Below are 446 nucleotides of genomic sequence, written 5' to 3' on the forward strand. Positions count from 1 at the left end.
TAAGCAGTTTTTGGCGCCTGGTGCTTTGGATTGGTTGGGCTTTCCGGATACCGACCTGAGTTTCTTAGGGTTTATCGCTTACATCGGCGTTATCGCTGGTTTAGTGCAGGTCCTGGAAATGTTCCTCGATAAATACGTGCCTTCGCTGTACAACGCCTTAGGTATCTTTTTACCGTTGATCACAGTGAACTGTGCAATTTTCGGCGGTGTGGCGTTTATGGTTGAACGTGATTACACCCTGGCCGAAAGTGCCGTGTTCGGTTTAGGTGGTGGTATTGGCTGGACTCTGGCAATCACAGTGATGGCAGCTGTCAGTGAAAAACTGAAATATGCTGACGTGCCTGTGGCTTTGCGCGGTTTAGGCTCACGTTTTATCATGGTTGGTCTGATGAGTCTGGGCTTCTTGTCCTTCTCAGGCGTGTCCCTGTAATCATCAGCAGTAGAAG

At 49.1% G+C, this 446-nt stretch carries 1 protein-coding gene; it reads left to right on the forward strand.

Features of this window, described 5'->3' with window-relative positions; translation table 11 throughout:
* Positions 1-430, forward strand: a 430-nt coding sequence (locus EOE65_RS17915; protein ID WP_127696272.1) for an NADH:ubiquinone reductase (Na(+)-transporting) subunit E, incomplete at its 5' end; no start/stop codon positions are given.
* Between the last annotated feature and the right edge of the window lie 16 nt (positions 431-446).

It is taken from the genome of Neptunomonas marina (assembly GCF_004005935.1).
Taxonomy (GTDB): Bacteria; Pseudomonadota; Gammaproteobacteria; order Pseudomonadales; family Balneatricaceae; genus Neptunomonas; species Neptunomonas marina.